Origin of the sequence: Polaromonas sp., from assembly GCF_013817205.1 — a bacterium.
Classification (GTDB): domain Bacteria; phylum Pseudomonadota; class Gammaproteobacteria; order Burkholderiales; family Burkholderiaceae_C; genus Polaromonas.
The window spans coordinates 1-13,552 of the sequence record NZ_JACDDD010000093.1 but is presented as its reverse complement, the minus strand read 5'-3'; the positions used below and the strand labels follow the sequence as shown (position 1 = coordinate 13,552).

Sequence of the window (13,552 nt, the reverse complement as noted above, 5' to 3'; positions counted from 1 at the left end):
GCTGCGCCCGCACCCGCGCCCGCACCCGCGCCCACAACCGCGCCCACAACCGCCGTGCCCGCGCACGAACCGTCCGCGCCCGCCGGCCGTTTGCCGCACGCTTCGCCCTCGGTGCGCAAGTTCGCGCGCGAGCTGGGCGTGCCGCTGGTCGAAGTCAAGGGCAGCGGTCCCAAGGGCCGCATCACGCAGGATGATGTGCAGGCCTTCACCAAATCCGTCATGGCCGGCGATGTGCGTACCCAGGCGCAGTCGGCCAAAGCGCCAGCGGCGGCCAGCGGCGGCGGTGGCGCTGGGCTGGACCTGCTGCCTTGGCCCAAGGTGGACTTCAGCAAGTTCGGCGCGGTCGAGCGCAAAGACCTTCCGCGCATCAAGAAGATCAGCGGCGCCAACCTGCTGCGCAACTACGTGATGATTCCGCACGTCACCAACCACGACGATGCTGACATTACCGATCTGGAAGCCTTCCGCGTGTCCACCAACAAGGACAACGAGAAATCCGGCCTCAAGGTCACCATGCTGGCCTTCCTGATCAAGGCCAGCGTGGCCGCGCTGAAAAAATTCCCAGAGTTCAACAGCTCGCTGGATGGCGACCAGCTGGTCTACAAGCAGTACTACAACATCGGCTTTGCGGCTGACACGCCCAACGGCCTGATGGTGCCGGTGCTCAAGGACGCCGACAAAAAGGGCATCATGCAGATCTCGCAAGAGATGGGCGAACTTGCCAAAAAGGCGCGCGACGGCAAGCTGGCCCCGGCCGAGATGCAGGGCGCGTGCTTCACCATCTCCTCGCTGGGCGGCATTGGCGGGCGCTATTTCACACCCATCATCAACGCGCCAGAAGTCGCCATCCTCGGCGTGTCCAAGAGCCAGATGGAGCCGGTGTGGGACGGCAAGGCTTTCCAGCCGCGACTGATGCTGCCCCTGTCGCTCGCCTGGGACCACCGCGTGATCGACGGCGCCGGCGCTGCGCGTTTCAACGCCTACCTGGGCTCCATCCTGGCCGATTTCCGCCGGGTCTTGCTGTGATCCCCCAGGACAGCTGCATGACGGCCCGAGCGCCTGTCTGCGAATTCGGCAAAACATACGCCGCCGGCCCGGTGGAATTGTTCACGGTCAGACTCAAAAAGTAAGCCGACCCCTTTAGCGGAGACAAGCGACATGGCAAGCATAGACATCCAGATCCCCGACATTGGCGACTTCGACGAAGTCACCGTCATTGAGCTGCTGGTGAAACCCGGCGACAGCATCCAGGCCGACCAGAGCCTGCTGACCGTCGAGAGCGACAAGGCTTCGATGGAGATTCCGTCCAGCCACGCTGGCGTCGTGAAAGAGATCAAGGTCAAGCTCGGCGACAAGGTGAAACAAGGCACGGTGGTGTTGTCGCTGGACGCCGAAGGCGCCGCCGCAGCCCCGATTTCAGAGACAAAACAGGCTCTAGCCCCCGCCCAGTCTGAGTCAACAGCTCCTGAAAAGATAGCAGCTCCTGCCGCAGCCAGCTTCAGCGGCAGTGCCGATCTTGACTGTGACCTGCTGGTCCTCGGCGCCGGCCCCGGTGGTTATTCGGCGGCTTTCCGCGCCGCCGACCTGGGCCTGAAGGTGGTGCTGGTGGAGCGTTATGCCACGCTGGGTGGTGTCTGTCTGAACGTCGGCTGCATCCCGTCCAAAGCCTTGCTGCATGTTGCCGCCGTGATGGACGAGGTCAAACACTTTGAATCGCTGGGCGTGACGTTCGCCGAGCCCACGCTGGACATCAACAAACTGCGCACCCACAAGGAAAAAGTTGTCGGCAAGCTGACCGGCGGCCTGGCCGCCATGGCCAAGATGCGCAAGGTCACCACCGTGCGCGGCATCGGCAGTTTTGTCGGCGCCAACCACCTGCAGGTTCAAGAGACGACCGGCGCGCAGGGCCAGGAAAAAACCGGCAAGAGCCAGACCATCGCGTTCAAGAACTGCATCATCGCCGCCGGCTCGCAGGCGGTGCGCCTGCCTTTCATGCCCGACGATCCGCGCGTGGTCGACAGCACCGGCGCACTGGCGCTCAAGGATGTGCCCAAACGCATGCTGATCCTCGGCGGCGGCATCATCGGCCTCGAGATGGGTACGGTGTACAGCACGCTGGGTGCACGCCTAGACGTGGTTGAGATGATGGACGGCCTGATGCAGGGCGCCGACCGCGACCTGGTCAAGGTCTGGCAGAAGATGAACGCGCCGCGTTTCGACAACATCATGCTCAAGACCAAAACCGTGGGCGCAAAGGCGACCGAGGCCGGCATCGAGGTGACGTTTGCGGCGGCAGAAGAGGGCGGCACCGCGCCAGCGCCGCAGACCTATGACCTGGTGCTGCAGGCCGTGGGCCGCACACCGAATGGCAAGAAGCTGGACGCCGAGAAGGCAGGTGTCAATGTGACCGACCGTGGCTTCATCCCGGTGGATATTCAGATGCGCACCAACGTACCGCACATCTTCGCCATCGGCGACATCGTGGGCCAGCCCATGCTGGCGCACAAAGCGGTGCATGAGGCGCATGTGGCGGCCGAGGTGATTGCCGGTGAACTGCAAGGCAACAAAGAGCTGGCCAGCGCCGCCTTCAATGCCCGAGTCATCCCAAGCGTGGCTTACACCGACCCTGAAGTGGCATGGGTTGGCCTCACCGAAGACCAGGCCAAGGCGCAAGGCATCAAGGTCAAAAAAGGCTTGTTCCCCTGGAATGCGTCCGGCCGCGCGATTGCCAACGGCCGCGACGAAGGGTTCACCAAGCTGCTGTTCGACGACAGCCCGGAAGCGAACGGCCACGGCAAGATTCTGGGCGGCGGCATGGTCGGCACCCATGCCGGCGACATGATCGGCGAGATCGCACTGGCCATCGAGATGGGCGCCGACTCGGTGGACATCGGCAAGACCATCCACCCGCACCCGACACTCGGTGAGAGCATAGGCATGGCTGCTGAGGTGGCGCACGGTAGTTGCACAGATTTGCCGCCTGCGCGGAAGTAAGCTTTAGAAGCGCTACTGATTCAGTAGCGGGCCGTGATCGTCCAGTAAGGGCTGCGCGGCTTTTTTCTGCTGATCGGCCTACTGCGGCCCAGGCGCTACTTGGCGCATTGCTTGAGTTTGGTAACGATAGGCGCAGCGCTGTGCCACTCAATATCCAATAGCATCTTGCCGTTATCGCTCAGCCTGAATCGTTGCTTGTCACTCATTCCGCCCAAAGCGGCCGTGAGCCCGGGGACGGCGAACAAAATCGTGCCAACTCCCCTTGTTTCCCGGTAGTTGAATACCTGGAGGGTTTGGGGCGGCTCGTCATCCTGCTGCAGGGTGATTTTCATCTTCGTCACTTCTTTGGGCCTGGGTAGTCCCGCGCCGTGAAAGATCAGCCATGCGTCAGGCTTAGGGTTTTGGAACCCCAGAATCGTGACAAGACCCCCGTGTTCGGGCTTGTATTCCTTGTATTCGTAGCTGTATTTGGAAAACACCGCTGCGCAGAGATTCCCTTCAGGCGTCGGTTTGGAATCAAAATCCCAGATGCCTTTTGCATGCGCCTGCTTTTTTTCCGCTTTTTCTTTTTCCAGCCGTTTCCTGAGCTCTTCCAATCTTTTGAATTCCTCAGGAGATTTTGCATTTGCGTAGTTGTTTTTATAAAGTGAGTCGGAGCCAATGGCATCAATGGCAGCCCGACGGTCACGCATCAAGTCCCACCCGGAATAGAAATGAGGAGGGCTGCAGCCGTTCCCGTTGAACTGCATGCCAATCGGACAAGCAATCGCTGAAAACGGGAGCATCAGCGCGATGCAAATCAGGACGCGCGGTATCGCTATGGTGTTCATGTTGAGTCCTCCCTTCCTGAACGAAAAATGGTACGCAAGGAGAGATAAATTTGAAAACATACTTTTTTTCTGCTCTCCGCCCGGCTGCGCACAGGTTGCGGGCGCTAACTTTAGCAGAGCCTTTTTCAGACCCAAACCCTACTTAAGGAGGGTTCTCCTCTGACGGCCAAATGTTCATACTTTGCAAATTCAACCATCAAGAGTCGCAAATATGAACATTCAGAAATTTAAATCCACTGGCTGCCAAACTGCCGCAGCACTGCTCGTTGTGGCCTTGAGCGCATGCGCTGCCACGATTGGTCAGGATGGTCTTGAGCAACGTACCTCCGCAGCCATCGGCCGCCAGGTGGGCTCTTTCACCATTACCAAAACTGGCGAAGAGGCGGGGGGCCGCATCAACTACACAGCCAAGACAAAGGACGGCGCTACCTATCAGTGCTACATGTATTCGGCGACGGGGTTCCAGAAGGCGATGTCATTTGGGCAAACGCCTCATTCGGACGCCGTTTGCACACAGATGGGGCGGGGGAGTGCGCCTTCGGGAGTCGACAGCAAGCCGGCGCCCAACTGCAACCCCTTGCTCAAGGCCGCTGGCCGGTGTTGAGCGATGCCGCGTAGGCAAGTCTGAAAGGCCGGGCGCGGCCGCCGCACCGGCGGCACCCGGGACTTGCCAAGGAAGCGCTGAACAAGCCCCTGCGGCGCGCGATCAGCCGGGCTCGGGCGGTCTGTTGCGTCGAATTTCTTGCCAATAGCCAGCTATTGGCTGCGAAATCCACCTTGCCTTCCATCCCGATCCGGCTGCCGCGCCTCCGCAAGGACTTGTTCAGCGCTTCCCAAGCCATTCACGATGCAGTGCGCCTTGATGGAAGCGGCGCCCCGGCTTCTACAGTGCGCCCATGGTGATCACCACGCTGCCACCATGGCCTGAGCGGTCTGCGTACCGGTGTGCTGCGATGGCATCTTCGAACGGGAACACACGCGCGATGACCGGGCGAAAACGGCCTTGACGAACCAGGTCTCCGAGGTATTCAAGATGGTCAGGCCGTTCTTCAGCAGTGCCCACAATGACGCGCCGGCCCTTGCGGACAGGCTGCAGCATTGCCCGGCACATTTCCGTCAGTCCTGCCTGGAGGCGGATGAGGCGGCCACCGGGCTTGAGCACACTCAGGCAGCGCTCAACGCTTTGGTTGCAGGCGACATCAAACACCACATCAAACTGCGGCGCCAGCAGGGTGAAGTCCTCTTGCCCGTAGTCGATCACTCGCGCAGCACCTAGCAATCGCACTTGATCAAGGTGCGCGGCGCTGCACACGCCGGTGACCTCAGCACCCATGATGCAGGCCAGTTGAACTGCAGGCATGCCGACGCCACCGGAGGCTCCGTTGATCAGAACTTTTTCGCCAGCAAGAAGAGCAGCACGGCGCAAAAAAAATAGTGCCGTGCCGCCGCCAAAAGAAAGTGCGGCGGCACCTTCAAACGACAAGTGTTCCGGCTTGTGCGCCATGGCATCCCCGGCAGACATGCACAAGTACTCAGCATGACCGCCCATTCGAAAACCGCGGATACCGAATACCGCATCGCCAGGCGCGAATCCTTTTGCACGGGCTCCTGCAGCCTCCACCACGCCCGCAAACTCTGCGCCCAGAACTGCCTGCCTCGGCCCATGCCATCCCAGCGCAAGCCGTCCCAGTGTGCCAAAGCCTTGCGGCATGTCCATGCTGCGCACGCGCCTGTCACCGGATGTGATGGTTGACGCCAGCACACGGACGAGGAACTGCTCTTTCCCGGGTGAGGGGCGGGGAAGCTCCGCAAACTTCAGCACGTCAGGGGGGCCATATCTTTCACACACCAGTGCGGCCATGTGACCGTCCGCCGAATCAAGTTTCACCAATTTCCCCTAAAAATGACACGCGTCAGCAGCACGATAACCTTCGGAGCAAAAGGGTCCTGCGAATGTTTCGGTTTGCAGGAAGAGCAGTGATAACAATGCGAAATCCAGTTTCTTCATGTTGGTCGCTTTATGTCGTGTGAATGAATTCAGCGGCAGCCCGTCCCGTGCGCCGCGCGTTTGGGCTCTGGCATGTGGGTGCAGAGAGTCGGGTGCGAAAAATACGAATTGAAAGGGGTGATTTCCTCAGGGGCTTCAGATTGTCGACGCCGAGTCCACGCCAGGGAACCCTACCTGAGTCGGGTCTGCAAAATAGGCCAGGCGAGGGGGATGGATGCTACGATTTCCCATCAGATCAACCACCTTCATGTCCAACCCACGCCCTTACGCGATCATCCTGGACGACCACCCTCTGGTCGGGCGCGGCATGGCGCAGTATCTTGAATCGGTTCGCCCAGAATTGAGCGTGCGCGCTGTCACCACGTGGCAGGAAACGCTTGAGCTGGTGCAGGTCCATGGTTGCCCTTTGGTGTTGGTTGCCGATTTGTGGCTGGCCGATGGGAACTGTCTGCCCCTGCTGACAAAGTGGCATTTTGACCATCCGGAAGCACCTTGGCTTGCCATCAGCGCAGACGACGATCCCGCGACCAGTCAGCGGGTGCGCACTGCGGGCGCGCAGGGGTTTGTGCACAAGCAGGCCTCGCCTGAGACCTTTGGCCGCGCGGTCCTCACGGTGCTTGATGGTGGGCAGTGGTTTGAAGCCGGGCCTGCGCTTGGCCCCAAAGACTCTGTGAGGCGTGAGTGGAAGGTGACTGCCGCCGAGCTGGGCCTGACCTCAAGGCAAGGTGACATCCTGATCCTGCTTCTGAAAGGCTTGTCCAACAAGCGCATCGCGCTGACGCTGGACATCACGGAAAGCACGGTCAAGGAACACGTCACCGCCATTCTGGAGCGCCTGCGGGTGCGTACGCGGGTGGAAGCCATCATGGCACTGCAGGGTCGGCGGGTCGTTCCATCAGAGATCACATGAGTGCACTGGCCCGCCTGCATCAGGTCGCCACCGCGCTTCGTCCTGTCGGCATGGCCAACCTCAGCGCCAGGGGCCAGGCGCAATTGCTCTATACGGGTTTTGGGCGCTTGCGGTCCAGCGTGTACGTGATGCCCGTGGTTGCGCTGCCCTTGCTCCCCTACCTAGGCTGGCGCCCGGAGGCCGTGTCCGTGCTCGCGTGGGGGCTGGGCTATGCCTTGCTGGGCATCGTGGTGCACCGCTTGGGGCGGCTCTATGCCGATGATCAGGGCCGTCTTGGGCCCGATGCTCTGGTGAAGCGATGGCTCCCGCGAGTGCAAAACCTTGCGTGGCTGCATGGAGCCGGCGTGAGCTTCCTGGCGATCCCGGTTGCGCCAGACGCTTCGCTGGAATTCCGGATGTTGCTGTACATGATTATTGCGTACATCGTTTCCACCAACACAGTCAACCTGACGCAGACCATTGGCCTTTTTCTCCGGTTTTTTGCCCTCAGCTGGCATGTGCCGCTGTTGTTGATGTATTGGGTCTTTCCCCCGTCTTTGCACGTCATGATCCCCCTGGGCTTGCTCTACAGCCTGGTCATCTACCGGCATGCGCTGACATCGCACCGGTTCGCTATCGAGCAAGTTCAATTGAAAGAGCATAGTGAGTTGCTGGCCGAGCAGTTTCGCTCGGCCAAAGAGCAGGCAGAGGTGGCATTGCAGGAGAAAAATCTGTTCCTCACCACGGCCAGCCACGACCTGCGTCAGCCCATCCACGCCATGTCCATGCTGGTTGAGGCGATTGCTCTGCGCAATCAGCAAGCGTTGGTTTCTCCCTTGCTGGTGGATCTGAAGCACTCCATGGCTTCAATGAACCAGATGTTCAATTCCTTGCTGGATCTGTCGAGGCTGGAAACTGGTGGCCTGCCGCAGCGAGCGACGCCGGTTGCGCTTCACACGCTGGTGCACGACACAGTCACCCTGTTCCGTGAGCAGGCCAGTCAACGCGGCCTGCTACTGCGCATGCACGTACCGCCCGGTGAAGCCATCGTGTGGGCCGATCCTGCGCTGGTCCGTCAGGCCTTGGGTAACCTGGTGCATAACGCCCTGCGTTACACGCAGCGCGGCGGCGTCCTCATCGGACTGCGGCGCCGCGCAGGCGACTGGCAACTCGAGGTGTGGGATACCGGGATCGGGATCGCCGCCCAGGATGGTGACCAGATTTTTTCACCCTATTTTCGCAATGAACATTCCTGGCGCATCGACAGCGCCGGTCATGGGCTGGGGCTGGCGGTCGTGGCGAGGTGCGCGCGTCTGATTGGGGCGACACTGGGATTCCAGTCACGCATGGCACGAGGATCCCGCTTTTGGCTGCGTCTTCGCGCACATCACCTGCCATCGGCAGAAATGCCGGCCCCTGCGGGAGCGTCGGCGTCGATGGCCGCGCCCAGGGAGGCCATCGGTGGACGCTGCCTGGTGCTGGACGACGATCCGCAAGTGATCGGCGCCTGGAAGGCCCTGCTCGAGGGGTGGGGCGTGCAGACTCGATATGCCACGACTGCGGGGGAGGCCATGCAACATCTGGACAGCGGCTTCGCACCCGAAGCAATCTTTTGCGACCAGCGCTTGCGCTCGGGTGAAAGCGGGTTCGACGTCTTGCGGGCGCTGTTGGCCCGTTGCCCTTCGGCCAGCGGTGCCATGGTGAGTGGTGAAATCGATTCTCCCGAGTTGCAGGATGCGCAGGACGAAGGCTACATGGTGCTGCGCAAGCCTTTGGACACCGATCAGCTTGGCGCCATCCTGGAGACATGGCTGCGCAATGCGCGTGCCGCTGACAAATGAAGACGCATGCCCACGCGATGGACACCGGCAAGACTCTTTGCCCGCATCTGACACCGTGCAGGGAGATCAGCACAAACCATTCAGCCGAAGGGGTGGTCGCGGCGGTGAAGCCGGGATAGCGGTCTCCCGCGAGGTGCACCTGTCGCCGCGCAGACCGGGCACGCAAAACAGCAAAAAGGGCAAGGGGGAGAAAGTGCAGGGCGATAACGACTCTGGGGGCGCTTGCGCGGGCGCAGATTCTGCCCTGCAGAACCTCAAGCGTCGCGCACTTGCCACGGGTGCCGCTTAGCCGGATTTTCCGGGGGCAAACCCGGTGGCGGGGAGCGACTGCGCAATCCCAGAATGTTGTCTCCACTGGAGACAACCATGCCTGATAACACTTCCCCGCGCGCCTTGTCGCGCCGCCGTTTCAACCTCGCCCTGTCGGCAGGCGCTGCCACCGTGTGCGCGCCGCTGCTGGCGCAGCCGGCCTGGCCGAACAAACCGATCCGCATCATCGTGCCCTATCCCCCGGGCGGATTTACCGACCAGATGGCGCGGATTGTCCAGGTCGGCCTGCAAAACCGGCTGCAGCAGACGGTGACCATCGACAACAAGCCCGGTGCCAACAGCATCATCGGCGTGGACCTGCTGGCCAAGGCGCCGGCCGACGGCAGCACTTTTGCGGTGGTGATCGCGGCCTATGCGGCCAACACCACGTTGTACCCCAAGCTGCCCTACGACCCGCGCAAGGATCTGACCGGCGTGTCGCTCATGGGGGTGTCGCCGCTGCTGGCGGCTGTCAATAACGACGCGCCCTTCAAGACAGCGCGCGAACTGATTGACTATGCGCGTGCCAATCCGGGCAAGGTCAGTTTTGGCTCATCCGGCAACGGTTCAGCCGCCCACCTGACCAGCGAACTGCTCAAGGCCATCACCAAGACCTATATGGTGCATATTCCCTACCGGGGTGCCGTCTCCGCGCTGACCGACCTCATCGGCGGTCAGATCCAGCTGTTTTTTGACGCGCCGACGGGGTTGATCAACCAAGGCAAGGCCGGGCGGGTGCGCCTGATCGGGGTATCCAGCGACCGGCGGCTGCCAGCGGTGCCGGACGTTCCAACCTTTATCGAGCAGGGATTCGCGGGTTTCACCGGCAGCACCTGGGCCGGCATGCTGGCGCCGGCGGCAACACCCAAAGACATTGTCCGGCGCATGTCCGACGAAGTGGGGCGCATTATCCGCAGCGACGAAACCCGCGCACGGCTGGACGCGATGGGGACTTTCGGCGCCGGTGGCACCCCGGAAGAGTTTGATGCGTTTATCACCGCAGAAACCAGCAAGTGGGCCCGGGTGATCAAGGACGCCGGCGTAAAAGCCGACTAGACGCAGTCTGCAGGGAGTAGCGGCGCCCGTGGGCGCTGCGGCTTATTCGCCCGAGATGTTGGCGGAGCGGCTACCCTGGACGCGGCGAGCGCCGTCAAAACGTTGTGCCCAGTAGGCGATGCCCATGTTTTCGACGCGGACCTGGGCACCGGGCTTGGGCGCATGGATGAACTTGCCGTCACCGACATAAATGCCGACGTGGCTGAAGGTGCGTTTCATGGTGTTGAAAAACACCAGGTCGCCGGGCTGCAGATCGGTTTTGTCAATGTTCTGGGTGGCGGCGGCCTGCTGCTCGGCACGGCGCGGCAGGATCAGGCCGACGGTCTGCTCATAAATGGCTTTGACAAAACCACTGCAGTCCACACCGCTTTCTGCCGAATTGCCACCACGCCGATAGGGCACGCCGAGGAAGCCCATGGCGTTGATCACCAGATCGGACGCCTTGTTGCCTACCGACTGGCGGACTTGGTCAATACGGCTCAGCAAACCCTTGTCAGCCAGGAGCTTGTCCAGATCATCACCGGAATGGCCGGGGCTGGCGTGGGCGCTGACGGCGAAGAGGAGGGTGGTGAGGAGGATGGTTAATCGCATGGCCGCTAGAGTACTTGAAGGACACGTCCTACGTCAACTAAAGTTTTTTCTAGATTGCGATGTTAAGCCCTTGATTTGTAACGATATTCAATAACCGAGGGTTTTCCATGACTGAACGCGCACCCCGGAATCCAAAGACCGCCAAGGCTGTGGTGGCACAGTGTTGATGGCATATTGCCGATTTGTCCCGCGCCGATGAGCAGACCAGAAGCACCGTATCAAATTTGGAGTCAAATATGCCTCTAGCCCTTGTCAGGCATGCGTCAGTAGCTACATTTTTGATAGCAATTTCCGGTCTGACCAGTCTGGGTCAGGCGCAGGCGCAGGCCCAGGCCCAGGCCCAGGGCGTGCGGGCCGAGCAGGTTGCCGGTGGCCTGCAAAATCCCTGGGCCGTGGCTTTCCTGCCGCAGGGCCGATTTCTCGTGACGGAGCGCCCAGGCCGGATGCGGGTGGTCGAGGCCGATGGCCGCCTCGGGCCGGCTTTGCCGGGCCTGCCGGCCATTGACGCGGGCGGGCAGGGCGGCCTGCTGGATGTCGTGGCCGACGCGGAGTTTGCCGCCAACCGGCGCATCTATTTCTGCTATTCCGAAGCTGCACCCTCCGGTGGCAACAGTACCGCACTGGCCAGTGCCACGCTGGCCGCCGACAACAGCCGGCTGAACGACGTCAAGGTCGTTTTCAGCCAAAAACCCAAGTTTTCCAGCAGCGCCCACTTTGGCTGCCGCATTGTCGAGGCGCGCAAGGACGGTAAACCCGACGGGACGCTGTTCCTCACGCTGGGCGACCGTTATTCACGCATGCAGGATGCGCAAAAACTCGACAACCACCACGGCAAGGTGGTCCGCATCCACAAGGACGGTAGCGTGCCCAGCGATAACCCCTTTGTCGGCCGCGCTGGCGCCTTGCCCGAAATCTGGAGTTATGGCCACCGCAACATGCAGGGCGCGGCACTGGCGCCAGACGGCAGCTACTGGACGCATGAGCATGGCCCACAGGGCGGCGACGAGATCAACCTGCCGCAGGCGGGACGCAACTATGGCTGGCCGGTGATCACCTACGGTGAAAACTACGGCGGCGGCAAGATCGGCGAGGGTGCGAGCGCCAGAGTCGGCATGGAGCAGCCGCTGCATTACTGGGTGCCATCGATTGCGCCTTCCGGCATGGTCTTTCTGACCAGCGATAAATACGGCAAGGGGTGGCAGGGCAACCTGTTTGTCGGCTCGCTGAAATTCGGCTATCTGAACCGGATCGAGCTGGAGCAGCCCTTCAAGGGCAAGGTGGTGCGCGAACACAAACTGATTGAAGGCGCCGGCCGCATCCGTGATGTGCGCCAGGGGCCGGACGGCCTGCTTTACGTTCTGACCGACAGCCCACAGGGACGGCTGCTGCGCCTGCAACCGCAGTGAACGGGCGCGGGGAACTGCGCCGATAGAATGGCTGATTTCCCCGAGTGAGAGCGAGCCTGCGTGTCCGAACGATCTGAAGTCCTGCTGCAATACCTGCTGCCCAAACGGGCCATCACCGAGTTCGGCCGGCATATCGCGTCCATCCGCGGCGGCGCCGTCACCACGGCGATCATCCGCTGGTTTGTCGGCAAATACGGCGTCAACATGGCCGAAGCCGACAATCCGGACATCGCCAGCTACGCCAGCTTCAACGACTTTTTCACGCGCGCCCTCAAGCCCGGCGCCAGGCCGCTGGCTGCGGCCGACCTGATCTGCCCGGTGGACGGCGCGATCAGCCAGTTCGGCGCCATCGAAGGCGACCAGATCTTCCAGGCCAAGGGCCATCACTACTCCACAACGGCATTGGTGGGCGGTGACCGCGAACTGGCTGCGCGTTTTGACGGCGGCAGTTTCGCGACGATTTACCTCAGCCCGCGTGACTACCACCGCATCCACATGCCGGCGGATGGCCGGCTGGCACGCATGATTTATGTGCCGGGCGAGCTGTTTTCGGTCAACCCGGCCACGGCGCGCGGTGTGCCCGGCCTGTTTGCACGCAACGAACGCGTGGTGTGTGTGTTCGAGTCGGCGCAGGGTCCCTTCGTGCTGGTGCTGGTGGGCGCCACCATCGTTGGCAGCATGGCCACGGTCTGGCACGGACTGGTCAACCCTCCCCGAACGCGCGAGGTGCGCGACTGGCGTTATGAGGCGCAGCAGGTGGTCTTGCGGCAGGGTGAGGAGATGGGGCGCTTCCTGCTTGGCTCCACCGTCGTGCTGCTGTTCCCCAAAGGGCCATGCCGCTTCAGTACTGCCTGGGCGCCCGGCGCCCCCGTGCGACTCGGTGAAGCCATGGCAGACCTGTCAGACTGACACGCGGACCTCACGGTGCGATTGCATAGCTGACCGCGGCCGTGCTGCGTGGGCGACAGCCCTGCATGACTCACTTGCCCACGACCCAGGGTCGTTCCCGTCCGGACTACCCGATCTTCATCCATTTCCTACACGGTAGGTATTTACCCGGTCCTAAGCTTTGTTGCTCGACACGTTGACGGGGCGCGCATAAAGCGCTTCGCGCTGTGGTTATTGGAGCCAATGTGCAGAAAAAATCAGTCAACAAGGCAGTACGGCTGTCCCGTCATGCCACCCCTGTCGCCTTGGCCGGCTGCGGTTTCAGGCTGTGCTGAGCCTCGCGACCGCGTGCGACGCGGTGATGTCTGGGGGCGATGCGCCCGTGGCTTCTTTCGACACGGGTTTGAAGGCATTGCTGGACCACCTGCGTGGGCAGGCCTACGAGTTCACCACCGTTACGCCGCTGACCCACGCACGGGTGCTGACCAACCGTGGCGGCAGCCCGGGCAAAAGCCTGCGCGATGCTTTCGGTTGGTCTCAGGCATTCCCCGCGCCCACGCTGCCAAACGATCTGCTGCACTTTCTTCTGCAGACGGGTGTGGTGCTGCGCGAAGGTGCGCTGTACCGCAGCCAGGTGCGGGTCTCGAGCTTCGATGGCGACCTGTTCGCACACTCCGCATTTCCGACGACCGCCCCGGACGCTGTATTTTTCGGACCCGACACCTACCGTTTTCTGAACC

The 13,552-nt window shown here is 61.8% G+C and carries 11 protein-coding genes and 1 pseudogene; 9 read left to right on the top strand and 3 right to left on the bottom strand.

Features of this window, described 5'->3' with window-relative positions:
* A partial coding sequence (locus H0W47_RS16470) for a 2-oxo acid dehydrogenase subunit E2 (protein WP_296926339.1) occupies nt 1-1,026 on the top strand: 1,026 nt, incomplete at its 5' end.
* Nucleotides 1,027-1,158: 132 nt separating this feature from the next.
* On the top strand, nt 1,159-2,994 hold the full coding sequence (gene lpdA / locus H0W47_RS16465) for a dihydrolipoyl dehydrogenase (RefSeq protein ID WP_296926337.1): 1,836 nt from the start codon (nt 1,159-1,161) through the stop codon (nt 2,992-2,994).
* A 95-nt stretch (nt 2,995-3,089) separates the two neighbouring features.
* Here the strand turns inward: lpdA and H0W47_RS16460 are convergent, their stop codons facing one another.
* On the bottom strand, nt 3,090-3,824 hold the full coding sequence (locus tag H0W47_RS16460) for a hypothetical protein (protein WP_296926334.1): 735 nt from the start codon (nt 3,822-3,824) through the stop codon (nt 3,090-3,092).
* 211 nt (nt 3,825-4,035) lie between these two features.
* Here H0W47_RS16460 and H0W47_RS16455 point away from each other — a divergent pair, with 211 nt between their 5' ends.
* Entirely contained in the window at nt 4,036-4,428 is a 393-nt protein-coding gene (locus H0W47_RS16455) for a hypothetical protein (RefSeq protein ID WP_296926332.1), read from the top strand.
* 279 nt (nt 4,429-4,707) lie between these two features.
* Here the strand turns inward: H0W47_RS16455 and H0W47_RS16450 are convergent, their stop codons facing one another.
* On the bottom strand, nt 4,708-5,712 hold the full coding sequence (locus H0W47_RS16450) for an NAD(P)-dependent alcohol dehydrogenase (protein ID WP_296926330.1): 1,005 nt from the start codon (nt 5,710-5,712) through the stop codon (nt 4,708-4,710).
* A 367-nt stretch (nt 5,713-6,079) separates the two neighbouring features.
* Here H0W47_RS16450 and H0W47_RS16445 point away from each other — a divergent pair, with 367 nt between their 5' ends.
* From H0W47_RS16445 to H0W47_RS16435, 3 genes are all read left to right on the top strand, one after another.
* Nucleotides 6,080-6,742, top strand: a complete 663-nt coding sequence (locus tag H0W47_RS16445) for a response regulator transcription factor (protein ID WP_296926328.1) — start codon at nt 6,080-6,082, stop codon at nt 6,740-6,742.
* A complete protein-coding gene (locus H0W47_RS16440) occupies nt 6,739-8,562 on the top strand; it encodes a hybrid sensor histidine kinase/response regulator (RefSeq protein WP_296926326.1) in 1,824 nt (607 codons plus the stop codon). The genes H0W47_RS16445 and H0W47_RS16440 overlap by 4 nt, the downstream gene beginning before the upstream one ends.
* A gap of 366 nt (nt 8,563-8,928) precedes the next feature.
* Nucleotides 8,929-9,927: a tripartite tricarboxylate transporter substrate binding protein gene (locus H0W47_RS16435; protein ID WP_296926324.1), complete on the top strand. Its 999-nt coding sequence runs from the start codon at nt 8,929-8,931 to the stop codon at nt 9,925-9,927.
* A gap of 42 nt (nt 9,928-9,969) precedes the next feature.
* Here H0W47_RS16435 and H0W47_RS16430 read toward each other — a convergent pair whose 3' ends face one another.
* Complete coding sequence (locus H0W47_RS16430) at nt 9,970-10,518, bottom strand: C40 family peptidase (RefSeq protein ID WP_296926322.1); 549 nt, start codon at nt 10,516-10,518, stop codon at nt 9,970-9,972.
* Nucleotides 10,519-10,754: 236 nt separating this feature from the next.
* Between H0W47_RS16430 and H0W47_RS16425 the strand changes: the two genes are divergently transcribed.
* The 3 genes and pseudogenes from H0W47_RS16425 to H0W47_RS16415 form a co-directional block, all read left to right on the top strand.
* Complete coding sequence (locus H0W47_RS16425; protein ID WP_296926320.1) at nt 10,755-11,924, top strand: PQQ-dependent sugar dehydrogenase; 1,170 nt, start codon at nt 10,755-10,757, stop codon at nt 11,922-11,924.
* A 60-nt stretch (nt 11,925-11,984) separates the two neighbouring features.
* Entirely contained in the window at nt 11,985-12,833 is an 849-nt protein-coding gene (gene asd, locus H0W47_RS16420) for an archaetidylserine decarboxylase (RefSeq protein WP_296926318.1), read from the top strand.
* Nucleotides 12,834-13,194: 361 nt separating this feature from the next.
* Nucleotides 13,195-13,552: pseudogene (locus H0W47_RS16415) on the top strand (hypothetical protein); the annotation flags it as partial.

Coding starts and splice junctions, on each gene's coding strand:
- lpdA (WP_296926337.1), top strand. CDS start 1,159: ATGGCAAGCATAGACATCCAGATCCCCGACATTGGCGACTTCGACGAA.
- H0W47_RS16460 (WP_296926334.1), bottom strand. CDS start 3,824: ATGAACACCATAGCGATACCGCGCGTCCTGATTTGCATCGCGCTGATG.
- H0W47_RS16455 (WP_296926332.1), top strand. CDS start 4,036: ATGAACATTCAGAAATTTAAATCCACTGGCTGCCAAACTGCCGCAGCA.
- H0W47_RS16445 (WP_296926328.1), top strand. CDS start 6,080: ATGTCCAACCCACGCCCTTACGCGATCATCCTGGACGACCACCCTCTG.
- H0W47_RS16440 (WP_296926326.1), top strand. CDS start 6,739: ATGAGTGCACTGGCCCGCCTGCATCAGGTCGCCACCGCGCTTCGTCCT.
- H0W47_RS16435 (WP_296926324.1), top strand. CDS start 8,929: ATGCCTGATAACACTTCCCCGCGCGCCTTGTCGCGCCGCCGTTTCAAC.
- H0W47_RS16430 (WP_296926322.1), bottom strand. CDS start 10,518: ATGCGATTAACCATCCTCCTCACCACCCTCCTCTTCGCCGTCAGCGCC.
- H0W47_RS16425 (WP_296926320.1), top strand. CDS start 10,755: ATGCCTCTAGCCCTTGTCAGGCATGCGTCAGTAGCTACATTTTTGATA.